Genomic DNA, 23,874 nt, shown 5'->3' with positions numbered 1-23,874 from the left:
CTGAAGCCGGTCCGCCGCAATGTCACGGTTAAGCAGGCCGGCTCAGCTCGCCGAGCGCCGGGCCCGGGCGACGACCTCGTGCGGCGCCGGCGGGTTGGCCGGATGGTGGCTGAGGCAGAGCGGCGTGCGCAGCTTGGCCGGCTTCCCCGAGCCCTCGGTGGCGAAGTAGAACTCGCCCGCCCCGAGCCGGCCGAGGTCGGGCGCCGCCCCGCCGCTCGCCGCCATGATCTCCTGGGCGGCCGCGATGGTCGCCGGCGCGCTCTGGCGGCCGAAGAACTGCGTCGTGCAGTTCGACACGACCTGGTTGTGGATGCCCTTGGGCACTTGCGTCGCCACGATCATCCCGAGGCCGTACTTGCGCCCCTGCGCCACCAGCTTGATGCCGCTGCCGAGGCTCGGCGGCGTGCGGCCCGAGGGCAGGAAGGTCTGCGCCTCGTCGACCACGTAGAGCAGGCCGCGCGGCGACGGGTTCTGCTTGATCCAGCCGAACAGCGCCATCTGCAGCCGGTTGACGAAATCCTCCCGCGCCGCGTCCGAGGCGAGGCCCGACAGGTTGACGACCGAGATCCGGGTGCGACGGCGATCCGGGCCGAAGAACAGCCGGGCGGGGTCGAGCACCACGCCCTCGACCCGCAGGAGCGGGTTGGTGGCGACGGCGGCCAGCAGCTGGTCCGCCATGGCGGCGGCGAGGGTCTGCGCCTTGCCGATCTGGCTGGTACCGTCCGGCAGGTCGGCGAGCAGGCCGGTGAAGGCGGCGAGGGTGCCGCCGCCGCGGGCGGCGAAAGCCCGGAGCGCGTCGGCGAGCACGCCGCGCTGGAGAGTCCTGGTGGCGCCGGCCAGCGGCCCCAGGGTCTCGGTCGCCATCTCGATCGCCTGGGCGCGCTCGTCGCGGTCGTCGCTCGCGGCGAGATCCGGCATCACCGAGAGGAAGAGCGGGTTGCCCGCATGGACTCCGGGCGTCCACACCACCACCTCGACCCGCTCGGCGTAAAGGGCGGCCTTGCGGTCGTCCTCGGGCGTGAACTTCTCCGGCCGCTCCGGCCACGGGTCGCCGAGGCGCGACAGGTCGTTGTTGGGATCGACCACGATCGCCGGGATGCCGGCGAGCGCCGCCTCCTCGACCAGGCGCCGCAGCAGCACCGTCTTGCCCGAGCCGGACCCCGCGATGATCGCGGTGTGGCGCGGCAGGAGCCGCAGCGGCAGCGCGACGGGCGGCGCGTCGGGGGTGAGGCGGTGGCCGACCGGGATGGCGTCGGGCACGGGTTCGGGGGCTTGCGCCTCGGGGAATGGCGGCTCGGGGACTGGCCGCTCGGGGACTTGGGCCTGCGGGGAAACGGCGCGCCGGGGCGCGGGCCCGGCGGGCGGCGTATCGGCGATCCGCGTCACCGTCTCGATGGCGTGGGCGGGCACGGCGCGGCGCGCCCGCGCGGCCTCGACGCTCATGGCTTCGACGTGCATGGCCTCGACCCGCATGGCCGGCTCCGTGCCGGCCGGCCGATGCGGCGGACTCGAGGGCTCGGCCTGGGCCGACGCCGCCTCCGGTTCCCCGGTCGGCGGATCGATCTCCCGCCGGGGCTGGCGGGGCGGCAGGGGCGGCAGGGGGGCGCGACCACGCCTCGCCGGTTCCGTGCCGTCGCCCGACAAGCCGATCTGGCGGAAGAACCCGGTCCCGCGCACCGGCAGCGTCGTGCGCATCCAGCTCTCGAACCGGTCGGCCTGCCCGTCCCGCACCGCCGCGTCGCGCAAGGTGCGCAGGGCCACGAAGATGCGCAGGTCGTCATCCGACGGATCGATCAGCTTGCCGCCCGCGGCGACGAAGCGGCTGACCAGGGTGCCGGTCTTGGTGCCGGCCGGCACCGGGCCGCGGCGCACCACCAGCAATTCGCGGCCCGGGATCTTCGCCGAGATGCCCGAGGCGGTGAGCGCGGCGCGCAACCGCGCCTGGAACGCGATCGGATGGGGCTGCAGCAGGGCGCGGTAGCAGACGTGGCGCTCGCGGTCGTTCTCATCGCGGTGGAGGAAGGTGAGGCGGCCGTGCAGCGGCGGCAGGCGCTGCTCCGGCTCGCCCTTGCTCACCACGTCGACCGCGTCGTGGGGATCGTCCTCCAGGGCGTAGAGGTCGAAGGCCGTGCGCAAAAGCTCGCCGAGCCCCGCATCCTCGTCGTCGAGGATGCCGGTGATGTCGGCGTTGCGGCGGGCCTCTTCGAGGTCGAAGGGATCGGTGACGACCGTCGGACCGCTGCCGCTGTTTGATTCGATGAGGTTGTCGCAGACCGCGACGGTCCCCTCCGCCAGGCAATCGCGGCGGAAGGCGTCGCAGCGCATCAGCAGCGTGCGCGGTCGCATCGCGTTTCGGGCCGCGGCCGCGATCGCCGCCTCGCTGAACGGCCAGGTCGGGGAGGGCGGGGTGAAGCCGGCTTCCGCGTAGGCGGGCGCGAGGCGGCCGCGGATGAGCGCGGCCGCGGCGGCGGGCTTGTTCATCCCGGTGAGCAGCACCGGCGGCTCGAACCGGTCCATGGCCGATTTCAGCCCGCGCTCCTCCAGCCGCCGCCAGGAATCGGTCAGGCAGGTGACGAGCGTCATGCCGCGGCCGCCGCCGTCATGCAATTCCATCAGGCCGGCGGCCAGCATCTCGGCGAGGCCGGGGCCGGGCTCGAAATCGTCGTCGAGGGTCAGGCGGCTCGCATCGACCACGCCGTCGATCTGGTCGAGGGCGACGAGGGTCGGGCCGCTGAGGCCCATGATCCAGGCCATGCCGCGCACCAGCTCGATCGGCGGGGGCGGGGGCATGGTGAAGCCGAGGGCGGTGCGGGCGGCCGCGTCGGCGTCGTAGCCCTGCAGCCAGGCATGGGCGAGGCCGACCGCTGCGAGGTCCTGCGAGCGCAGGAGGCAGAGGGCGCGAAACACGTCCTGGTGCTTGAGCGCCCGCACGGTGTCGACGTGCATCAGCGCCCGCACGAGCAAGTCGACGATCTTGCGGGTGTCGATGTTGGGCGTGTTGAACGCCTGCTCGACCTGCTCCTCGACCTTGAAGCGGCGGGCGACGCCGGCCAGCACCGCGTCGGACTGGCGCCGGCCGTCCGGCATCGGCTGCATCAGGGCGGTGAGATAGCTCAACGCCGCGCTGCGCCAGAAATCGGTGAGGCCGAGCACGTCGAGGAGCACGAACCAGCCCTGCGAACGCCAGACCTCGCGCCGGATCTGGCCGACGAGGTGGGTCTTGCCGATGCCCGGCTCGCCGACGAGCACCCGGCCGCGCGGGCGGCTGCCGGCCGTCTGCGCGTGGAGCGCCTCGATGACCCCCGGGATCAGGGCCTCGTTGGGCGCGCCGGTCGGCTCGGCGTCGAGCCAGACGCTGTCCAGGGTGCGCACCCAGTCGAAATTGACGCGGCGCAGGGCGTCGAGGGCGTCGCTCATGCGTTGATCCAGATCTCGTGGAAGGGCTCGCCCGCCGGTGCGAAGGCTGCCGCGCGCTCGGCCGCGTCGAGGGCCTTGGGGTCGCTGATCCGGGTGAGCCGGATGGTCTCGTCGCCGGCGAGGATCGCCGCCAGCCCGGCATCGACGGCGGCGCGGTCGAGATCGGCGAGCGCCGCCCGCAGGGCGCTGAGGCGTACCGGCGCGGCCTTCCGGCCGCCGGTGCAGGCGAGGTAGGCTTCTTCGATCCGCGCGCGGAGCCGGTTCGGGGCGGAGTGCGCTTCCGGTGGCGCAGCGGCTATCGTGTTCGCGGTTGTCTCGGTTTTAGGAGCCGGCTTAGCCTTCGGGGCAGCCTTCTTCCGGACTTTTGGCGCCTTCGGCTCCGGCGCCACTCGTTCCGGGGCCGGGCCGACGAAATCGGCGAGCGCCGCGCCCGTCGCATCGAGGTGGTGGTGGAGGCGCGTGAGCCAGTCCTGGAGCACCCGCATGGCCGGCGGCAGGGGATCGCGCAGGTGCTCGCCGGCCCAACGCCATCCGCCGTCGGTCACGGTCAGCCGCGAGGAGCGGCCCTCCTTCTCGACCGTGATCAGCCCGGCTCTCACCAGGGCGTCGCGCTCGGGCTTCTTCGGCAGGATCTCGCTGTTCAGGGCGGTGCCCTGCCGGCCGAGCAGGCGCCAGAGGATCATCGCCTGAGCCGGCGTCGGCGTCTCGCTCATCGGGTCGTGTCTCCGGGAGAGGGAAGGGTGCGGCGCAGCCGGACGACGGCGCGGATCTTCTCGACCGCGAATTGCAGGTCCTCGGCGACCTGATCGTTGGTGAGGCGCAGCACGAGGTAGCCGGCGACCATGAGTTCGTAGTCGCGGTGGCGGTCCTGGCCGAATTTCGGGCTGGCCTGGTGCTCCGGCCCGTCGATCTCGACGACGACGCGGTGCTCGCGGCAGACCAGGTCGACCCGCGGCTGCCGGCCGTGACCGGCCACGCGCACGACATTGTTGCCGGCAAACAGCCCGGCGAGCTCCGGATCCTTCGCCAGGGCCGCCTCGATCCGCCGCTCGGCCTCGCTGGCGTGGTGGGCCTGCGAGCGCGCAGGGATGAAGCGCTTCTCCACCGGCTCGGGCGCGCGGCCGATCATGCAGGCGCCGTAGAGGATGCGCTCGTAGGGCGGGGCGTCCGGCGGCTCGGCGGGCAGGGCGAAGACGCAGGCCGCGCCGTGGCCGGCGCACCATTCCAGCGCCTCGATCACCGGGGCGGCGCGGGCCGGCGCGACCGGGTCGACCTCCGCCACCAGGATCACGCTGCCCGGATCGACCGCCTGCAGCAGCTGCGCGAATTCGAGCGCCGGCGCCACCCGCCGGAACCGCGGCGGCCGCCCGGCCGCCGCGAAGGTCGCGGCCGCCTTCAGCCAGGGGCCCGAGACGGCGGGTGCCGATCCGTCCCGCCCCGGCCAGTCCGGCCAGCGGGCGAGCGCCAGGTCGGCGAGATCGTCGAGCAGGCGGTCGATCACCGCGCGGGCGGTCCGCAGCTCCTCGGCGGCGACCAGCAGCACCGCGCGGCCGATCTCGCGCGTCGCCAGCACGGCGCCGACGCCGTCGCGGGTCAGGCCGACGACCGCGAGACGCTCGCCCTCCCTAAGGCCGGCGACGCGCTCCGCGAGTCGATCGGGCGTCAGGCGCGACCGGGCCGTGGCTGTGCTCTCTCCGGACTTGCGCACGACGAGACCGCGTCCCCCCCGATCGGCCGGCGACGCCTGGCGCGCTTCACGGCTGTCCTGAGGGAATATGCAGCACAGGTTGCCGGCCATTGCCAGGGGGTTGTGCGGCGGCGGGCGGTGGAACGGTGTTTTCCGTCACGCGGTTTTCGAAAAGCCCGGACGGAACCCTCCCGCTCCTCGGGACAGGGCCATCGCAGATGACGTGTCTGCGCTTCGATCTGCGCCGAGGACGAGTTCGAAGAGCGGCCTCTCCGACCAGGAGGCTGCTGCGAGCCCTTAGATCGCTGGGCCGGCTTGGGATTTCGGTTCAGCGATCGAGCTGGTGCGCCACCACGCCCACCCCGGCGACCGCCAGCGCCAGCGCCGCCCCGATCACCGGCAGGTGGCCGTAGGGCACGCCGACCGTGATGGCGACGCCGCCGAGCCAGGCGCCGAGCGCGTTGCCGAGGTTGAACGCGCCCTGGTTCACCGTCGAGGCGAGGTTGCGGGCGCCGTCGGCGGCCGTGAGCACCCGCAGCTGCAACGGCGCCACCAGCGCGAAGGCGAGGACGCCCCACAGGCCGATGAGCGCGGTGGCGGGCATCAGGGCGGCGCTCGCCGGGACCAGCGCCAGGAGCACGAGGGCCAGCGCGACACCTAAGCCGATCACCGAGGGCATCTGCCGCCAGTCGCCGAGGCGGCCGCCCAGCACGTTGCCGAGCGTCAGCCCAACGCCGAACAGCAGCAGCACGCCGGTGATCGCCGACGGGGTCGCGCCGGCGGTGGCGGCGAGCAGCGGCGCGACGTAGGTGAAGACGCTGAACAGGCTGGCCGACGCGAGCACGCTGAGCAGCATCGCCAGCACCACCTGCGTCCGGCGCAGGACCCGCATCTCGGACAGGAGGCTGCCGGTTTCGTGGGCGAGGTGCCGCGGCAGCCAGGCGAGGAGGGCGGCCGCCGCCACGAAGCCGATGCCGACCACGGCCCAGAACGTCGCCCGCCAGCCGAGAGCGTGGCCGAGCGCCGTGCCGAAGGGCACGCCGAGCACGTTGGCGAGGGTGAGCCCGGTGAACATGATCGCGATGGCGCTGGCCTTGCGATGCGCCGGCACGAGATCGGCCGCCACCACCGAGCCGAGGCCGAAGAAGGCGCCGTGGCACAGAGCCGTGACGATGCGAGCGAGCATCAGGAGACGGTAATCGGGAGCGAGCGCGCAGAGCGCGTTGCCGAGGATGAACAGGCCGACCAGCACCAGCAGCGCCCGCCGCCGGTCGAGGCGCGACAAGGCCACTGCGACGAGCGGCGAGCCGAAGGTGACGCTGAGCGCGTAGCCCGAGACCAGCAGGCCCGCCCTCGGGATGCTCACGCCGAGATCGGCCGCCATCTCGGGCAGGAGCCCCATGATGACGAATTCGGTGGTGCCGATGCCGAAGGAGGCGGCGGCGAGCGCCAGGAGGGCCAGGGCCGCGGACCGCCCGGTCGCGGCGGCACCGGCGGTGTCGTCGAGTGTGTGCTGCATCGCCGTCCTCGCTGTTGCGTTGCAGCATAGGCCGGAAGGCCCGCCCGGCTTAAGCCCACCGGCCGCATGGCAGGTTTGCGGCGCCTCGGCTTGGTCGACGAGCCCGAATGGCTCCGGCTGGACTGGTCTGCTCGACGGATTCTTACGGCAGCGCGGCCCGCGGCCCGGTCCCCGTCGGCAGGGCCGCCAGCGCGTCGCGCACCGTCGCCTCGGTGAGGATCTGCGGCAGCACCGCGACGCCGCCGCGGCCGTCATAGAGCAGGTAGAGCGGCACGCCCGAGCGGCCGTTCGCCTCCAGCACCCGGGTGATCTCCGGGTTCTGGTTGGTCCAGTCGCCCTTGAGCTGGGCGACGTCGTGGGCCTTGAAGGCCTCGCGCACGGCGGCCGCCCTCAAGGTCGCGCGGTCGTTGACCTGGCAGGTGATGCACCACGCCGCCGTCATGTTGACGAAGACCGGGCGGCGCTCGGCGAGGAGCGCGTCGAGCCGGGCTTGGCTGAACGGCTCGATCCCGTCGGCGCTCGCGACCGCCACCGGGCCGGCGCGGTCCCGGTCGAGCGCCACCAGCAGCCCCGCGAGGCCGAGGAGGCCGAGCATCAGCGCCGCGAGGCCCGCCCGCCGGGCGAAGCCGTCCGCCGTCGCGGTGCGAGCCGCGAGCCAGGCGCAGAACGCCACCAGCACCAGGCCGGTGAGCCCGGCCATCAGCCCGGTCGGCCCGACCTGCTGGCTCAGCACCCAGGTGAGCCACGCCACCGTGAGGTAGAGCGGGAAGGCCAAAAGGCCCTTGAGGGTCTCCATCCAGGCGCCGGGCCGCGGCAGGCGGCGCAAGGCGGCCGGCCAGGCCGCCAGCAGGGCGAAGGGGAGGGCAAGGCCGAGGCCGAGCGCCGCGAAGACGGTGAGCGCCACCGCCGCTCCCTGCGTCAGGCCGTAGCCGACCGCCGCGCCCATGAACGGCGCGGTGCAGGGCGTGGCGACCACCGTCGCCAGCACGCCGGTGAAGAACGAGCCCTCGAGCCCGGCGCGCCGGGTCAGGCCGTCGCCCAGGGCCGCCGCCCGGCCGCCGAGATGCCAGACCCCCGACAGGCTGAGGCCCATGGCGAACAGCCCGTAGGCGAGGCCGGCCACCACCAGGGGCGATTGCAGCTGGAAACCCCAGCCGATCTGCGCGCCGCCGGCCCGCAGCGCGATCAGCAGGCCCGCAAGCCCCAGGAAGGTCGCCAGCACGCCCGTCGCGTAAGCGAGGCCGTGCAGCCGCACCCGGCCCGGGCTCTCGCCCGAATGGCGCACCAGGCTCAGCACCTTGATCGACAGGACCGGGAAGACGCAGGGCATCAGGTTGAGCAGGAGCCCGCCCAGGAAGGCGAGGAGGGCCGCCTGCCACAGGCCCTCGGCCTCGGCCGGCGCGGTGGCGGCGACCGGGGTGGGGGCGACGGGCGCGGCGGGGGCGGCGCTCGCCGGCGCGGACGCCGCGTCGCCGAGCGCGTAGGCGCGGCGGACCGAGCCGGATCCGGTGTCCTCGGTGAAGGTCAGAACCCCGTCGGCCCGGGGCGCCGGTGCGTCGGCGGCGGCCTGGCTGCTGCGCTGGAGCCGCAGGCGCAGGCCCGTTGCGTCGCCCGTCGCGACCTGCTCCGCGGCGTGCTCCAGGGCGGTCTCGGAATAGGGGAAGAACGCGACGTCGCGCGCCTTGAGATCGGGCGCGTCGACAGTCAGGACCGGCGTCGCGCCGTCCTGGACCATCCGGACCGGCCAGGGCGCCGGGACCGGCAGCCGCTCGCGCCCTTGCGCGAACAGGGCGGCGTGGCGGGGATCGGGCCGCGGGCTGGTCCCGGCGGGCGCCACCGGCAGGCTCGTCGAGAGGCTGGCCTCGCCCGGCACGCATTCGCGCTCGCAGACGAGGTAGGAGACCTTGGCCCGGAGCGGGACCGGTCCGGGCCCGAGGGTCTCGGGCGCCGTCACCGGTACCGTCAGCAGCACCTCGCCCTCGTAGCCGAAATTCATCAGGTCGCCGACCGGGATCCGCTCCGGCGCCGGCCACGCGATCGCGCCCGCGGAAAACCCCGCCGGCAGCGTCCAGGCGATCTCCGGCGGCAGGCCGGAATCGCCGGGATTGCGCCAGTAGACGTGCCAGCCCGGCTTCATCGTCAGCCGCAGGCCGGCGGTGAGCGTGGCGCCCGGCGCGACGGCGCTCTCCTGCGTCACCAGCTCGGCCCGGACGAGATCGGCGTATTTCGAGGGCTTCAGGCCCTGCGCCTCGGCGGCGAGGGCCAGGCCGGAAAGGAGAAGGGCGAGGAGGGGCGCGAGGCGGGACATGGGTCCCGGGTTACCCGGACTCTGGGGCGCTGGCGAGGCCGGCCGGATCGCGTTCGCGTGAGGCGGCGCTCAGGCCCGCCAGGGCGGGGGATCGAGGGCGGCGGCGAGCGCGTCGAGGAAGCGGCGGGTGCGGGCGGCGCGGGCGCGCCGGGGCGCGCCGAGAAGCGCCGTCACGGGAGCGTCGGGCAGGGCGTGAGCGGGCAGCAGCCGGACGAGACGCCCCGCCCGCAGGTCGTCGGCGACGTCCCATTCCGAGCGCAGGATGATCCCGCGCCCGGCGAGCGCCCAGCCGCGCACCACCTCGCCGTCGTTGCTGGACAGGCGCGGCTCGATCCGGACCCGCTCGTCCCCGCCGTCGCGGTGGAAGCGCCACAGGGTGACGTCCTCGTCGTTCTCGCGCAACGCGATGCAGGCATGGGCGCGCAGGTCGGCCGGGCCGGCCGGCGTGCCGCGGGCGGCGAGATAGGCGGGCGCGGCGCAGACGACGCGGTCGTTGGGGGCGAGGCGCCGGGCGATCAGGCCGGGCGCGGCTTGCGCGATCCCGCCGACATGGATCGCGAGGTCGAAGGTGCCGGCCGGCACGCCGCCGAGGCGGTCGGAGAGCGTCAGATCGAGGGCGACCTCCGGGTGCGCCGCCTGAAATGCTGCGGCAACCGGGGCGACGTGGCGGCGGCCGAAGCCGAGCGGCGCCACGATCCGCAGGTGACCGACCACCTGCCCGCGACGGGCGGCCAGGGCCTCGTCGAGCTCGGCCAGCGACGCGAGGATCTCGCGGCCGCGCTCGGCGAGCAATTCGCCCTCGTCGGTCAGCGCGAGGTGGCGCCCGGCCCGGTCGACGAGATGCATGCCGAGCCGCTCCTCGAGGGCGCGCAGGCGCTGCGTGACCGCCGGCGGCGACACGTCGAGGGCCCGCGACGCGGCGGCGAGGGAGGGCGCCTCGGCCACGGCGAGGAAGAAGCGGACGTCGTCGGTCGCAAGCATTAAGGATGACCTTAATGCAGAAGGCAGGCAGCGTTAATGGCGCCGCCCATCGTTCCATGGTCTTCAGGGAGACACGACGCGATCACGACGAGCGTACCACCATGCCCGAGACGAGCCGGACCCCCTTGGACCGCCTGGAGACTCCCTGTCTCCTCCTCGATGAGGCGCGCCTGCGCGCCAACGTCGCGCGGATGCGCGCGCATCTCGATCGTCTCGGCGTCGCGCTCCGGCCGCACCTGAAGACCGCCAAGTCCCTCGACGTCGCCCGCATCGCGATGGCCTCGCCCGAGGGCCCGGCGACGGTCTCGACCTTGCGCGAGGCAGAGTACTTCGCGGCCGGCGGGGTGCGCGACATGATCTACGCCGTCGGCATCAGCCCGGCGAAGCTGCCCCGGGTCGCAGCGATCCGGGCCGGCGGCGCCGACCTCGCGATCATCCTCGACAGCACCGAGCAGGCCGAGGCCGTGGCCGAGCACGCCCGCGCCCGCGGCGACGCCGTGCCGGTGCTGATCGAGGTCGATGCCGACGGCCACCGCTCCGGCGTCGCGCCGGGCGACCGCGACACCCTGGTGGCGATCGGCCGGCGGCTGACCGCCGGCGGCGCGGCCCTGCGCGGCGTCCTGCTGCATGCCGGCGACAGCTACGCCTTGAGCGATCCCGCCGCGCTCGCGGCGGCGGCGGAGGCCGAGCGGGTCGCAGCGGTGACGGCGGCCGAGTCTCTCCGGGCGGCTGGGCTGCCCTGCCCGGTGGTCAGCGTCGGCTCGACCCCGACCGCGCGCTTCGCCCGCGACCTCACCGGAATCACCGAGGTCCGCGCCGGCGTGTTCATGCTCGGCGACCTGTTTCAGGCCGGTGTCGGTTCGGTCGCGGTCGAGGACATCGCCCTCTCGGTGCTCGCCACGGTGATCGGCCACCAGCGGGCGAAGGGCTGGATCGTCGTCGATGCCGGCTGGATGGCACTGTCGCGCGACCGCGGCACGGCGCGCCAGGCGGTCGACCAGGGCTACGGCGTGGTCTGCGACGCGGCCGGGCGGCCCTATCCCGACCTGATCGTCCGCGACGCCAACCAGGAGCACGGCATCCTGGCCCTGCGGCCGGGCTCGGGCGCCGCGCTGCCGGACCTGTCCATCGGCGCACCGGTCCGCATCCTGCCCAACCACGCCTGCGCGACGGGGGCGCAGCACGACCGCTACCACGTCCTCGACGGGGCGGGCCGCGTCGCGGCGGAATGGCCCCGCATCAACGGCTGGTAGGAGACGAGCCATGACCGAGTCGATCACCCGCATCGCCACCGCCGCCGCGCCGCAGCCGGCCGGGCATTATGCGCAAGGCACCGCCTGGCGCGACCTCGTCTTCGTCTCGGGCCAGCTCGCCGCCCGGCCCGACGGCAGCCACACCGCCGACCAGCTCTTCGCCACGCAGGTGCGCCAGGCGCTGGCGAGCTTGCTCGCCATCCTGGCGGAGGCGGGCAGCGGGCCGGAGCATGTCTTGCGGGTGACCGCCTACATCGTCGGCGTCGAGAACTGGCCGGAATTCAACCGGGTCTACACCGAGATGCTGGGGGAAGCGCGGCCGGCCCGCACGGTGGTGCCGGTGCCGGAGCTGCACCACGGCTACCTGGTGGAGGTCGAGGCGATCGCGGTGCGGGGCGGGTGAAACGGCCGGCCTCTCGGCACGGCCAACCGGCGTCCCATTTCACAGGGTCATCCCGGGGCGCGGCGAAGCCGAGAACCCGGGATCCCTAAACGCTGACGCTCCAGGAGGCCGACGGCGTTCCGCCAAGGCCTGCACCGTCAGTGGTTATGGATCCCGGGTTCCGCCGTCGCGGTCCCGGGAGGACGCGGAGGGTGGAAGGCCATAGCGGGAACCGAACACTCCCGCGGGTACGAGGTGCCGCCTCAGCCGGCATCCTCCGGCTCCGGGCCGCGGGTCAGATCGAGGGCCTTGCCCGACGGATTCTTGGCCTCTCCCTTGCCGTCATCCTTGCCCACGATTCGCTCCGGCGGCTTCAGCGCCACGGTGGTGCCGGTGCGGGCGGCCTCGTAGATCGCCTCCATCAGGATCTGGTCCTGCAGGCCCTCCTCGCCGGGCGTGCGCGGCGTGCGGTTCTCGAGGAGACAGGTCGCGAAATGGTCGATCTCGAGGGCGAACTGGTTCTTCGCGCCCAGCACCCGCTCCTCCTTCGCCTCGGCCTTGCCCTCGCGGTGGTTCAGGAACAGGCGCTGGCCCTCATACGCGAAGGCGTTCTGGAGCTGGATCGCGCCGCCCTCGGCCTGGACGGTCAGCGAGCGGGTCTCGTGCGCGCCGTAGCTGGTGGAGCAGAGCGCCAGCGCGCCGGAGGGGAAGCGCAGGGTGAAGGCGACCGTCTCCTCGACCTCGCGGTAGAGCGGGTCGTCCGGTGAATGAATCTGCGCCTGGACCGAGACCGGCTCCTCGCCCATCAGCGCCCGCACGCCGTTGAGGCAGTAGAGCCCGATATCCGGCAGCGCGCCGCCGCCGGCGAGCGCCTTCTTCATCCGCCACTGCTCGGGCAGGCTCATGGTCTGGGTGTTGGTCGCCTCGATCAGCTTGACCTTGCCGTACTTGGCGCTGCGCACCAGCCGCACGACCTCGCGGTTGTAGGGCTCGTACTGGCAGCGATAGGCGATCATCAGCTTCACGTTCGCCTTGGCGCAGGCATCGATCATCGCCCGCGCCTCGGCGGCCGAGGCCGCCATCGGCTTCTCGCACAGCACGTGCTTGCCGGCGCCGGCCGCGGCGATGACCTGGTCGCGGTGGAGCGCGTTCGGGGTGACGATATAGACTGCCTTCACCTGCGGGTTGCGGGCGAGCGCGTCCCAGCCGTCGTAGCCGTAGACCGCCTCGGGCCCGATCCCGTGTTGCGCCGCCACCGCCTTGGCCTTCTCGGGCGAGCCCGACATCAGGGCGACGAGCTTCGCCTTGCGGCACTCGCCGAAGGCGGGAAGGATCTCCTCCAGCGACAGCCGGCCCAGGCCGACGACCGCGAAGCCGATCCGCTCCCCCGGCGGCAGCGGGGCCGGCGGTGGGGCGGAAGGCCGGTCGGACGGGCCACGCCAGTTCGGGAACGTCACCTTGCCGTTCTCGACCTTGCCGGTATCGACCGGCCGCTCGGGACCGGGCACCCCCGATCCGGACGCCCCTTGCGCCGCCGCGCTGCCGAGCCCGACCAGGGTGGCGCCGCCGGCCATCATCAGGCTCCGGCGCGAGAGGGCGGTGACATCGTCCGTCATCGGGCAACCATCCGTCGAGGGCAGAGAGCCTGCGCAACGTGTTGGGGGTGGTGGGGTTCCGCTGCCGCTGCGCCCAGCTCGACCACGCGACGGCAGCTCTGGCGATGCCTCTCGAGGCCTCTGTCATGCAGAAAGGCCGGCCCTCCCGGACCGGCCTTCCCAAAAACTCCGATCCGACGATCGCTCACTCGCCCGCCATCATCTCCGGCGAGAAGTGCCCGCACCAGTCCTGGGCCGAGACCACCGGCCACAGGCCGTGGCCCTGCGGCTCCGGCTGGCTCACCGGCGGGTTGAAGCGGCACAGACCTTCCTCGCCCTGGGCGGCGGCGCCATTCAGCTTGTGGTCGTCGAAGTAGCGGCAGCTGCGGCAGTTCGCGGACGGATTCGTCGCCATGAGGCGTCTCCTTGCGAATTAGACAATTTCCAATCGGGCAGACAACGGGAGGGGCGGCCGGCGGGTTCCCGAGCGGTCCGATGCGGCTTTCGACCACGGGCCATCCGCCGCTTCGGCCTTGAACAAATCAGGAACGAGAGCCAGGTTGCGGGCATGGACGATGCCCTCAAGAAGAAGCTCACGGTTCTCGCCGACGCGGCGAAGTACGATGCCTCCTGCGCCTCTTCGGGAGCGCCGAAGCGCAAGGCGGAGGCCGGCGGCCTCGGCTCCACCACCGGGGCCGGCATCTGCCACGCCTACACGCCGGACGGGCGCTGCGTCTCGCTCCTGAAGATCCTGCTCACCAACTATTGCCTGTTCGACTGCGCCTACTGCGTCAACCGCCGCTCCTCGAACGTCCGGCGGGCCAAGTTCTCGGTCGAGGAGGTCGTGACGCTGACGGTCGAGTTCTACAAGCGCAACTACATCGAGGGGCTGTTTCTCTCCTCCGGGATCATCCGCTCGCCCGACCACACGATGGAGCAGCTGATCCGGGTGGCCAAGACCCTGCGCCAGCGGCACGGCTTTCGCGGCTACATCCACCTGAAGACCATCCCGGAGGCGAGCCCATGGCTGATCGAGCAGGCCGGTCTCTACGCCGACCGGCTCTCGATCAACCTGGAACTGCCGACCGAGGCGAGCCTGGAGCGGCTGGCGCCGGAGAAGGACGGCGCCGCGATCCAGACCGCGATGGGCCAGATGGGCGAGCGCATCCTGCAGGCCAAAGAGGAGAAGCGCCGCTTCGCCCCCGCCGGCCAGTCGACGCAGGTGATCGTCGGGGCCGATGCCAGCACCGACGAATCGCTGATCCGCACCAGCGCCCGCCTCTACGACCATTACGGCCTGAAGCGGATCTACTACTCGGCCTTCAGCCCGATCCCCGACGCCGCCTCGATCCTGCCGAGCAAATCCCCGCCGCTCCAGCGCGAGCACCGGCTCTACCAGGCCGACTGGCTGATGCGGTACTACGCCTTCTCGCCCGACGACGTGGCGGGGGCGACCGAATCCGGCATGCTCGCCCTCGACGTCGATCCCAAGCTCGCCTGGGCGCTGAAGAACCGAGAGCGCTTCCCCGTCGACGTCAACCGGGCCGACCGGGAGATGCTCCTGCGGGTGCCGGGCCTCGGCGTGCGGGCGGTCGACAAGATCGTGGCGGCGCGCCGGCACGCCACGTTGCGCCTCGACGACGTCGCCCGCCTGACCTCGGGCCTGAAGCGCGCCCGGCCGTTCCTGGTCGCGGCCGATTACGCGCCGACCCGCCTCACCGATCGGCTCGACCTGCGCGCCCGCCTCGTCGAGCCCCCGCGCCAGCTGAGCCTGTTCTAGATGCGCGCCCGCACGATCCGCCTGGCGCCCGGCGCCGACCTCGACGGGTTTCGCGCGGCGATCCGGCACCTCGTCCCGGCGGGGGTGGCGCCGGAGTCGGTGACCTGGGTCGAGGGCGAGGCGGCCTCGCTGTTTCCCGAGGACGATGCGGGCGAGCCCGGCCCGGCGCTCGCCCTGCCGCGGGCGGTGGCGGCCCTTGTGGCGCCGGTCGTCATGCACCGCGATCCCGAACGCTACGGCCTGCTCCACCGGCTGATCTGGCGGGTGGCGGAAGGAGAGCGGCACCTCGCCGAGGTGGCGAGCGACCCGCTGGTCCATCGCCTGAACCTCATGCGCAAGGCGGTGGCGCGCGACCTGCACAAGATGCACGCCTTCCTGCGCTTTCGCCGCGCCGGGGCGGGGGAGGGCGGGCGCGAGCGGTTCGCCGCCTGGTTCGAGCCCGAGCACCACATCCTGGCGGAGGCGGCGCCGTTCTTCTCCGCGCGCTTCCCCTCCTTCGACTGGTCGATCCTGACCCCGGACGGCTCGGCCCACTGGGACGGCTGCGCCTTGAGCTTCGGGCCGCCGGGGCGGCGCGAGGATGTGCCGGAGCAGGACGCGTTTGAGGCCGGCTGGACCGATTATTATGCTAGCACCTTCAACCCCGCCCGCACCAACCTGGCGGCGATGCGGGCCGAGATGCCGAAGAAGTACTGGCACAACATGCCCGAGACGGCGGCGATCCCCGGCCTGGTGCGGGAGGCCGGCCGGCGGGTCGGAGAGATGATCGCCCGGGCCCCCGAGGCGCCGGTCAAGCGTGTGCCGGCCCGGGCGCTCGCCGCGATGGCGGCGCAGGAGCCCGCCTCCCTCGCCGCGCTGAACGCGGTGATCCGCGCCTCCGAACCGCTGGTGCCGGGCGCGACGCAGGCCGTCCTCGGCGAGGGGCCGCTCGGCGCGGCGATCGCCTTCGTGGGCGAGCAGCCGGGCGACCAGGAGGACCTCCAGGGCCGGCCCTTCGTCGGCCCGGCGGGCCAGCTCCTGGCGCGGGCGCTGGAAGAGGCGGGAATCGACCGCGACCGCGCCTATCTCACCAATGCGGTCAAGCACTTCAAGTTCGAGCAGCGGGGCAAGCGGCGCATCCACCAGAAGCCGAGTGCCGGCGAGGTCGCGCATTACCGCTGGTGGCTCGACCGCGAGCTCGCCTTCGTGGCGCCGCGTCTGGTGGTGGCGCTCGGCGCCACCGCCGTGCTGGCGCTCACCGGCCGGCCGGTGCCGGTCACCCGCGCCCGCGGGCCTGCGACGTTCGGCGACAAGCCCTATGCGGGCTTCGTCACCGTCCATCCCTCCTACCTGCTGCGTCTGCCCGACGAGGCGCGGGGGAGGCCTATGCGGGTTTCGTCGCGGACCTGCGGCGGGCCTCCGCGCTGTCGGCGGATCCGGCGCCCCGCCTCGGTTTGCTCGGTTAACGCGAGGGGTGCTTTGCGGCAACCAACCGCGTGCTGCCGAGTTTGTCGCCAGACCAAACCGGGAAACGAGGACCATGAGGCTGATCGTGTCCGCCCTCGCGGCGGGAGCTTGTCTGGCGGGCGCCGTGGCGCCGGCCATCGCCCGAACCAGCGCCAAGGCGCCGGACCGCTTCGACGGCACCTGGAGCGTCGAGGTCATCACCGAGAGCGGGGCTTGCGACCGGGCCTACCGCTACGGCGTCATCATCCAGAACGGCCAGGCCCGCTATGCCGGCGGCGGCGACTTCACCGTCTCGGGTCGCGTGCAGCCGAGCGGCGCCGTGCGGGCGACGATCAGCCGGGGCGATGCCGCGGCCCAGGTCGTCGGCCGCCTCGGCGGCGAAGGCGCCGGCAACGGCACCTGGACCACCTCCGGCTCCACCTCCTGCAAGGGCCGCTGGAACGCCGAGCGCCGCGGCTGATGGGGAATGCGCCGCGGCTGACCGAGAGGACGCTGCCCCCCACCGGGTAAAATTTGCCGCTCAGCTTCGGGGCAGCGGCCGCCCCGTCCGAAAACCTGCATTTTCTCCGGGTTTCGCCCAAGATCCGCCCATGATCGGCACGAGGCTTGCCGGGTGAGTGGCGGTTGATTCGGCCGAGGCCCGGATATGAGAGTTCTGCTGTACGGCGCGATCTGCACCCTGGCGGCGATGGAGATCGCCGCCGCGGCCCATCCGGCCGTGGCGGCCCCGAGCCCCCGCGCCGAGCACCGGCGCGCGGTGCTCGGCCCCCTCGAACAGGCTGCGACGGAGTGCTTCGCCGAGACCATCGGCAACAACCCGGCGGCGCTCGCCCATGCCCGGGCCGGCCGCTGGTACGAGGCGGCCGGCGTGATTGGCTTCCTGTGCCGGCCCGAGGTCGATGCGATGACCAAGGCCCGCGACCACCTCGAGGGCCGCGGCGCCGGCGGGCGTTACTTCACCGGGCAATATACCCGCCATCTCGGCCAGGAGCTGGCCCGGCGCCTCGAGCCGCTGCTCACCACCAAGGCCGTCGCCACCGCCGAGCCGAGAGCCGACAGCGAAGCGCCGGCGGCGCCGGCCGGGGAGCCGTGAGGACGGCTGCCAAGTCCGACCGCTGAAGGCGAGAGCAAGGCTTCGATCGTCCGTCTTTGGCATGACGACGATGAGATACAGGTTGTGTACGGTACCAAGAGAGCGTGTCCGAGTTGCCCGCCGATATCGGCACTCTCCGCGTCTATTCCGGGGTCGCGCAGCGGGGCCCGGAATCCAGAAGCTCGGGTGTTTCCGACGAAGGCGGAACGATCTCCGCTTGATCCTGAACCATCCGCGGTTCTGGATGCCAGGCTCCGCTGTCCGTCCCCGGAATGACGTGGAAAATGTCGGCTCCGTGGAAGGCAAGCAAGTCGGCTCCGACATCGTCGCGGGACACCCGCGCCGCCGCCGCGGATGCCAAGAGAAAATTCTTACAATTGTCGAGAGCGCCGATACGGCGTCTTAAGATAAGATTGACAGGCCCGGCCGGCGTTAAGATTGAGGTAGGACCCATCACGGCTAGCTGATCGGGAACGGATCGCCCGAAAGGATTTCGCCGTGATCGAGACCACCACCATCGCCGCGGCGCTTCCGCCGGCCGCGATCGAGCCCGTCGTCCGGACCAGTCCCGCGCGCACGCCCGAGCCCGACCCGCCCCTCGACCCGGCGGTGACCCTCGACCTGAGCCCGGACGCCCGTCGGACCATCGCGCGCGACTCCGCCGCGTCGACCGGCGAAACCCCCGAGGGCAAGGCCGACCGTGCCCATTACCGGCGCGATCCCGACAGCAAGCAGATCGTGTTCCAGGTCGTCGGCTCGGACGGGTCCGTCGTCGAGCAGCTGCCGTCGGAAGCGGTCATGCGGGCACGGACCTATGCCCGCGAGGCGGAGGCCGCCCGGTCGGCGGAGATCGGGACCTCGGTGGCGCGGTCGGCCTGAGGGCCGCGATGGCGGCTTCGGTCCGGCCCGGCACCGCGTTTCAGGATCGACCGGCCCGATGGTCGAGCATCGCGACCGCCCCATATGGTAGCCTCGTGGTCCGCGAGCCGACGCGCCCGGGCGACGAGGCGCATTTGGAGCCGGACGCCATGGCGACGACGCCCCCCTCCCTCGATGCCGCGACCTATGCCGACCTGCGCCAGGCGGTCGGCGACCAGGCGATGCCGGTGCTGCTCGGACGCTTCCAGGCCCAGCTGCGCGACTGGACGGTGCGAGGCGAGCCGGCGGCGCTCGGCGCCGCGGCGCACGGGGTGATCGCCTCCTCGGGCCTGATCGGCTTCACCCGGCTGTCGCGGCTCTGCGCCGCGCTCGAGATCGCCTGCCAGGGCGACGATTTCGAGGCGATCCGTGCGCTCTCCGCCGATGTCGCCGCCGAGAAGGCCTTCGCCGAGGCCGAGGTCGCCCGGCTGATCGCGGCCGGCTGACGAATCACGCCACCCGCCGCGTATCGGTCCAGGTCGCCCCGTCGGCGAGGCGGTAATCGACGGCCTCCGAGAGCCGGCCGGTCGGCACCACCCGGACCGCCTCCGGCCGGGACAGCTCGTCGCAGCGCGCCAGCGCCTCGTCGATGTCGAGGGGAGGGGGCATCTCGCCGCCCAGGCGGCGCCACCACTGCACCGCCTTCTCGCGGGCGAACCCGGTCGCTTCGAGGTCGAGGCGCACCGTCATCGCGTCCTCGTCGCCCTCCAGCGCCACCGCCAGCACGTCGGGGCCGCGGTGGCGCGTCTCGCGCCGGAAGCGCCAGCCGGCCACCGGCCACCACCGCGCATGGGCCTCCCGCACCACCGCGACGGTGTCGGCGGAGAGGACTGCGGTCTCGTCGTCGGCCACCGCTTCGTGCGGCATCTCGGCCTCGTCCCCCTCCTCCTCCTCCGGCTCGACCCAGCAGCCCTCGCAGGTGCTGGCATTGAGCGCGATCAGCGCGCCGCAGCCCGGGCAGGGCTTGGCCCGGGGCGCGCCGGTCTCGCCCAAGAGCCGCGCCCGGGCGACGGCATTGGCCGAGAGCACGTCGATCGGCCCGTGGCGGCGCACGAGGCCGGCGTAATCGAGGACCAGGGCGTCGGTCTTGCCGGGCGCCCGGCGCAAGGCCCGGCCGACCTGCTGGACGTAGAGGCCGGTGCTCTGGGTCGGGCGCAGCAGCGCGATCAGGTCGACCTCCGGCACGTTGAAGCCGGTCGCCAGCACGCCCACCGAGGTGAGGCAGCGCAGGCGCCCGGCCCGGAAGTCGCGCACGATGCGGTCGCGCTCGCGCTTGCCCGTCTCGCCCGAGATCGACTCGCAGGAGAACCCCTCCGCCCGGATCGCGTCGCGCACCGCGTCGGCGTGCTTCACCCCGGCACAGAAGGCGAGCCAGGCCCGGCGCTCGGCGCCGTAGGCGACCATCTCGGCGACGGCCGCCTTGGTGATGACGTCGCGGTTCACCGCCGCCTCCAGCGCGCCGGGCACGTAGTCGCCGGCGCGCAGCGGCACGCCGCTGACGTCGAGGATCGTGGCGGTGGCCTTCGAGACCAGGAGCGCGAGGTAGCCCTCACGGATCAGGTCGCCGACCTGCGCCTCGTAGACGAGCCGATCGAAGACGCGGCCCTGGCCCTCGTCGAGGCGGCCGCTGTCGAGGCGGTAGGGGGTGGCGGTGAGGCCGACGAGGCGCATGTCGGGCGAGCGCGCCCGCACCGCGTCGAGGAAGCGGCCGTAGCGGGTCTCGGCATCGCGGGGAATCAGGTGGGCCTCGTCGACGATCACCAGGTCGAACCCGCCCGTCGCCTCGACCCGGTTCCACACCGACTGGATGCCGCAGAACAGGATTGCCTTCGTCTCCTCGCGCCGCCCGAGCCCGGCCGAGACGATGCCGGCCGGCGCCTCCGGCCAGAGGGCGAGGAGTTCGGCGTGGTTCTGGGCGATCAACTCGCGGGTATGGGTGACGACGGCGATCCGCGCGCCCGGATCCCGGGCCATCGTCTCGCGCACCAGGGTGGCGATGACGAGGCTCTTGCCGGCCCCGGTCGGCAGCACGATCAGGCCGTTGCGGCCACCGCGCGCCCAATCGGCCTGGAGCGCATCGAGGCTCGCGCGCTGGTAGGGACGAAGCAGCATCGCGCCGCCATAGCCGGAGAATGGCGGCGCATCCAGGCTTGACAGCGGGGGGAGGTGGGTAGGCGGGTCATCAGGGCTGCCGGCGAATCAAAGAGCCGAACAGCACACAGGATGGCGCGGGATCCCCTCTCCCGTTTGGGAAAGGGGCAGGGGCGACCGGAGATCGCGCAGGGTGACCCGTTTCAGTGTAGAGCGTCGAGTGTGGTGCTGGCAGTTCCACGGTTCAGGATTATTGCGGGAGCCGAGCCACCCTCACGCGGGATCTTCGATCCCCCCGGCCCCTCTCCCTCACCTTGCAGCGATACCGGGCAAGGATCTCTGGCAAGCCCGGTATCGCCTGGAGAGGGGAGAAGCGCTCAATCGTCGACCAATCGAATATCGAATCCGGCGGACGGCGTCCTACTCCGCGGCCTGCAGCCACTCCGTCGGCTGCACCGCCTGCGGCTCCTCGCCCACCACCTCGTCGGTATGGACCTCGAACTTGGCGAGCCAGGCCGGGCCGAAGCTCGTGGAGATCGCCACGTCGGTGGCATCGCGGCCGCGCGCCATCACGATGCGGCCGATCCGCGGCTTGTTGTGGCGCGCGTCGAACGTGTACCAGCGCCCGCCGAGATACACCTCGAACCAGGCGGAAAAATCCATCGGATCGGGCACCGCCGGCACGCCGATATCGCCGAGATAGCCGGTGCAGTAGCGCGCCGGGATGTTCATGCAGCGGCAGAAGGTGACGGCGAGGTGAGCGAAGTCGCGGCAGACGCCCTCGCGCTGGTTGAAGCCGTCGAGGGCCGAGCGGGTCGAATCGGCGCGCTGGTAGTCGAAGCGGATGTGGTTGTGGACGTAGTCGACGATGGCCTGCACCCGGGCCCAGCCCTCCGGCGTATTCCCGAACAGCTGCCAGGCGGTGTTCGACAGCTTGTCGGTGTCGCAGTAGCGGCTGGCGAGGAGGAAGGGCAGCACGTCGTCGGGCAGGTCCTGCACCGGATGCTGCACCGCGTCCGGCGCGTAATCGTCGACCTCACCGCTGTCCTGGACCAGGAAGTCGGCCGAGAAGGTGATGCGGCCGCCCGGGGCGGTGACGCGGGTGCAGAGATTGCCGAAGGAATCGACGAACTGGTGCGCGGGGACCGGCGGGTCGATGGTCATGGTGTCGGGCGTGATCAGGTCGCCGGCGCGGTCGGGATGCACGTTCAGCATCAGGACCATCGGGGTCGGGCCGGGCGTGTCGAAGGCGATCGAGTAGCCGGTGCGGATCTTCATCGTGGCGTCCACGCAAGTCGAAAAACGTGGTGCATAAAGTCCGAATCCGCGCCGTTGTTCCGAGTTCTCGCCCAGTTCGCCCCGCCGGTTTCGCCCAAATGTTGTGCAGGCGCCGCACCTCTGCGCTTGCGTCTGCTTCCGGACTCTCACCGTTCCCGGCGTCAACCGCCCCCGAGAGTCGAGGCGAGGAGCTTCAGGTTCAGGATCACGATCACCGCGGCGATGGCCCAGGACAGGATCTTGAGCCAGGCCGGGATGACGAAGACGCCCATCTTGTTCTTGTCGGAGACGAAGCGGACCAGCGGGATCACCGCGAAGGGCAGCTGCATCGACAGAACGACCTGGCTCAACACCAGCAACCGGGCGGTGCCCTCGTCGCCGTAGAGCCCGGTGACGATCACCACCGGCACGATGGCGATGCCGCGGGTGACGAGGCGGCGCGCCCAGTCGGGCAGGCGCAACCGCAGGAACCCCTCCATCACGATCTGGCCGGCGAGGGTCGCGGTGACGGTGGAATTGAGGCCGGAGGCCAGGAGCGCGAGGGCGAACAGGGTCGAGGCGAGGCCGACGCCGAGCAGCGGCGAGAGCAGGGCGTGCGCCTCCTCGATCTCCTGCACGCCGGTATGGCCGGAGCCGTGGAAGACCTTGGCCGCCATGATCAGGATCGCCGCGTTGACGAAGAGCGCAAGGGTGAGCGCGATCGTCGAATCCGCCACCGCGAAGCGCAGCGCGCTGCGCCGGCCGGCCTCGTCGCGCGGATAGGCGCGGGTCTGCACGATCGAGGAGTGCAGGTAGAGGTTGTGCGGCATCACCGTGGCGCCGAGGATGCCGATGGCGAGGTAGAGCGCCGCCGGATCGGTGACGATTGGAGCGGACGGCACGAAGCCGCCGAGCACCTCCCGCACGGGCGGCGCCGCCATGGCGATCTGGATCGCGAAACAGGCGAAGATGATCGTCAAGAGCGCGATCACGAAGGCTTCGAGCGCGCGAAAGCCCCGGCGCATCAGGAGCAGGATCAAGAGGACGTCGAGGCCGGTCAGGATCGCGCCGGCGATGAGCGGCAGGCCGAACAGCAGCTTCAAGGCGATGGCGGTGCCGATCACCTCGGCGAGGTCGCAGGCGATAATCGCCGCCTCGCAGGCGAGCCAGAGCGCGATGCCCACGGGACGCGAATAGGCGTCGCGGCAGGCCTGCGCCAGGTCGCGGCCGGTGGCGATGCCGAGCCGCGCGGCGAGCGCCTGGAGCACCACCGCCATCAGGTTCGAGAGCAGGATGACGGCGAGCAGCGTGTAGCCGAACTGCGCCCCGCCGGCGATGTCGGTGGCCCAGTTGCCCGGGTCCATGTAGCCGACCGAGACCATGTAGCCGGGGCCGAGGAAGGCGAGCAGCCGCCGCGGCCAGGAGCCGGTGGCCCGCACCGGCACGCTCGCGTTCATCGCCCCGAGGCTCGGCTCCGCCGCCTCGCTGCCGGCGCGCCACGCCCATCCGTCCCGCATCGACTCAGCTCTCCATCGCTCCAGCCACGCTCATATAGCCACTGCTATATTGATTTGAGAAGGCTGAATTCGAGGGGGCGATCGGGTCCGATCGCCGCGTCAGGGCCGCCGGTCGCGAAAGAAGTCGCGCAGGAGCGCGGCGGCCTCGCTCTCGCGAAAGCCGCCATAGACCTCCGGGGCGTGGTGGCAGGTCGGCTGGTTGAAGAAGCGCGGGCCGTTCTCGACGGCACCGCCCTTCGGGTCGGCGGCGGCGAAGTAGAGCCGGCGGATGCGCGCGGAGCTGATGGCGCCAGCGCACATCGCGCAGGGCTCGAGGGTCACGTAGAGGTCGCAGCCGGTCAGGCGCTCGTCGTCGAGCGCCGCGCAGGCGGCGCGGATCGCCAGGATCTCGGCGTGGGCGGTCGGGTCGCGGTCGGCCCGGGGGCGATTGCCTGCCACTGACAGCACGATCCCGTCGCGCACCACGACGGCGCCCACCGGCACCTCGCCGCGGGCCGCCGCCGCGCGCGCCGCGTCGAAGGCGAGGCCGAGGGGATCCGGACGCGCGGCCCCGCTCTTGATCGAGGCCGCCCTTGCAAAATCGCGCATCGGTTCCACTCGCGTCGCCCCACCCCGTCTGGTATCAGGCGC

19 protein-coding genes and 1 pseudogene are annotated in these 23,874 nt (G+C 72.5%); 8 read left to right on the top strand and 12 right to left on the bottom strand.

The features are described from left to right. Positions 1 to 42 precede the first annotated feature (42 nt). The 6 genes from DK412_RS14145 to DK412_RS14120 all read right to left on the bottom strand — a co-directional run bounded on the left by DK412_RS14145 (position 43) and on the right by DK412_RS14120 (position 9,912). Complete coding sequence (locus tag DK412_RS14145) at positions 43 to 3,417, bottom strand: ATP-binding protein (protein ID WP_109972463.1); 3,375 nt, start codon at positions 3,415 to 3,417, stop codon at positions 43 to 45. Beyond that, positions 3,414 to 4,130, bottom strand: a complete 717-nt coding sequence (locus DK412_RS14140) for a hypothetical protein (RefSeq protein WP_109972462.1) — start codon at positions 4,128 to 4,130, stop codon at positions 3,414 to 3,416. The genes DK412_RS14145 and DK412_RS14140 overlap by 4 nt, the downstream gene beginning before the upstream one ends. Then, complete coding sequence (locus tag DK412_RS14135) at positions 4,127 to 5,125, bottom strand: DUF559 domain-containing protein (RefSeq protein WP_245447655.1); 999 nt, start codon at positions 5,123 to 5,125, stop codon at positions 4,127 to 4,129. The genes DK412_RS14140 and DK412_RS14135 overlap by 4 nt, the downstream gene beginning before the upstream one ends. Positions 5,126 to 5,432: 307 nt before the next feature. Further along, positions 5,433 to 6,623 (bottom strand): MFS transporter, encoded by a 1,191-nt coding sequence (locus DK412_RS14130; RefSeq protein ID WP_109972460.1) that lies wholly within the window; start codon positions 6,621 to 6,623, stop codon positions 5,433 to 5,435. 142 nt (positions 6,624 to 6,765) lie between these two features. Then, positions 6,766 to 8,931 (bottom strand): protein-disulfide reductase DsbD domain-containing protein, encoded by a 2,166-nt coding sequence (locus tag DK412_RS14125; protein WP_109972459.1) that lies wholly within the window; start codon positions 8,929 to 8,931, stop codon positions 6,766 to 6,768. A gap of 69 nt (positions 8,932 to 9,000) precedes the next feature. Next, positions 9,001 to 9,912: a LysR family transcriptional regulator gene (locus tag DK412_RS14120; RefSeq protein WP_109972458.1), complete on the bottom strand. Its 912-nt coding sequence runs from the start codon at positions 9,910 to 9,912 to the stop codon at positions 9,001 to 9,003. 101 nt (positions 9,913 to 10,013) lie between these two features. On the opposite strand from DK412_RS14120, the gene DK412_RS14115 reads away from it, so the two are divergent. Together DK412_RS14115 and DK412_RS14110 are read left to right on the top strand one after the other, a co-directional pair. Beyond that, a complete protein-coding gene (locus DK412_RS14115; RefSeq protein ID WP_109972457.1) occupies positions 10,014 to 11,165 on the top strand; it encodes a DSD1 family PLP-dependent enzyme in 1,152 nt (383 codons plus the stop codon). Positions 11,166 to 11,175: 10 nt separating this feature from the next. After that, a complete protein-coding gene (locus DK412_RS14110; protein WP_109972456.1) occupies positions 11,176 to 11,568 on the top strand; it encodes a RidA family protein in 393 nt (130 codons plus the stop codon). Positions 11,569 to 11,810: 242 nt separating this feature from the next. Here DK412_RS14110 and DK412_RS14105 read toward each other — a convergent pair whose 3' ends face one another. Next, positions 11,811 to 13,163 (bottom strand): Gfo/Idh/MocA family oxidoreductase, encoded by a 1,353-nt coding sequence (locus DK412_RS14105; RefSeq protein WP_109972455.1) that lies wholly within the window; start codon positions 13,161 to 13,163, stop codon positions 11,811 to 11,813. Between the two features lie 184 nt (positions 13,164 to 13,347). Then, complete coding sequence (locus tag DK412_RS14100) at positions 13,348 to 13,557, bottom strand: hypothetical protein (protein ID WP_109972454.1); 210 nt, start codon at positions 13,555 to 13,557, stop codon at positions 13,348 to 13,350. Positions 13,558 to 13,710: 153 nt separating this feature from the next. On the opposite strand from DK412_RS14100, the gene DK412_RS14095 reads away from it, so the two are divergent. From DK412_RS14095 to DK412_RS14070, 6 genes and pseudogenes are all read left to right on the top strand, one after another. Continuing rightward, on the top strand, positions 13,711 to 14,922 hold the full coding sequence (locus DK412_RS14095) for a putative DNA modification/repair radical SAM protein (protein WP_109972453.1): 1,212 nt from the start codon (positions 13,711 to 13,713) through the stop codon (positions 14,920 to 14,922). After that, a pseudogene (locus DK412_RS14090) lies at positions 14,923 to 16,367 on the top strand (UdgX family uracil-DNA binding protein). It abuts the gene before it with no gap. Between the two features lie 125 nt (positions 16,368 to 16,492). After that, on the top strand, positions 16,493 to 16,828 hold the full coding sequence (locus DK412_RS14085) for a hypothetical protein (protein WP_204165566.1): 336 nt from the start codon (positions 16,493 to 16,495) through the stop codon (positions 16,826 to 16,828). 186 nt (positions 16,829 to 17,014) lie between these two features. Continuing rightward, entirely contained in the window at positions 17,015 to 17,461 is a 447-nt protein-coding gene (locus DK412_RS14080) for a hypothetical protein (RefSeq protein ID WP_109972451.1), read from the top strand. A 498-nt stretch (positions 17,462 to 17,959) separates the two neighbouring features. Then, positions 17,960 to 18,340 (top strand): hypothetical protein, encoded by a 381-nt coding sequence (locus DK412_RS14075; protein WP_204165565.1) that lies wholly within the window; start codon positions 17,960 to 17,962, stop codon positions 18,338 to 18,340. Between the two features lie 149 nt (positions 18,341 to 18,489). Then, positions 18,490 to 18,825 (top strand): hypothetical protein, encoded by a 336-nt coding sequence (locus DK412_RS14070; RefSeq protein WP_162596199.1) that lies wholly within the window; start codon positions 18,490 to 18,492, stop codon positions 18,823 to 18,825. Positions 18,826 to 18,829: 4 nt separating this feature from the next. Here the strand turns inward: DK412_RS14070 and DK412_RS14065 are convergent, their stop codons facing one another. The 4 genes from DK412_RS14065 to DK412_RS14050 form a co-directional block, all read right to left on the bottom strand. Then, a complete protein-coding gene (locus DK412_RS14065) occupies positions 18,830 to 20,491 on the bottom strand; it encodes a DEAD/DEAH box helicase (protein ID WP_109972448.1) in 1,662 nt (553 codons plus the stop codon). Between the two features lie 399 nt (positions 20,492 to 20,890). Continuing rightward, positions 20,891 to 21,748, bottom strand: coding sequence for a transglutaminase family protein (locus DK412_RS14060; protein ID WP_109972447.1), 858 nt, complete (start codon positions 21,746 to 21,748; stop codon positions 20,891 to 20,893). 161 nt (positions 21,749 to 21,909) lie between these two features. Further along, positions 21,910 to 23,244: an Nramp family divalent metal transporter gene (locus tag DK412_RS14055; RefSeq protein ID WP_109972446.1), complete on the bottom strand. Its 1,335-nt coding sequence runs from the start codon at positions 23,242 to 23,244 to the stop codon at positions 21,910 to 21,912. A 99-nt stretch (positions 23,245 to 23,343) separates the two neighbouring features. Further along, entirely contained in the window at positions 23,344 to 23,832 is a 489-nt protein-coding gene (locus DK412_RS14050) for a nucleoside deaminase (RefSeq protein ID WP_109972445.1), read from the bottom strand. Positions 23,833 to 23,874 lie beyond the last annotated feature (42 nt).

This window comes from Methylobacterium sp. 17Sr1-1 (assembly GCF_003173775.1).
Classification (GTDB): domain Bacteria; phylum Pseudomonadota; class Alphaproteobacteria; order Rhizobiales; family Beijerinckiaceae; genus Methylobacterium.
Note: the sequence above shows the minus strand (reverse complement) of the source record. Positions and strands in the feature narration are given on the sequence as shown.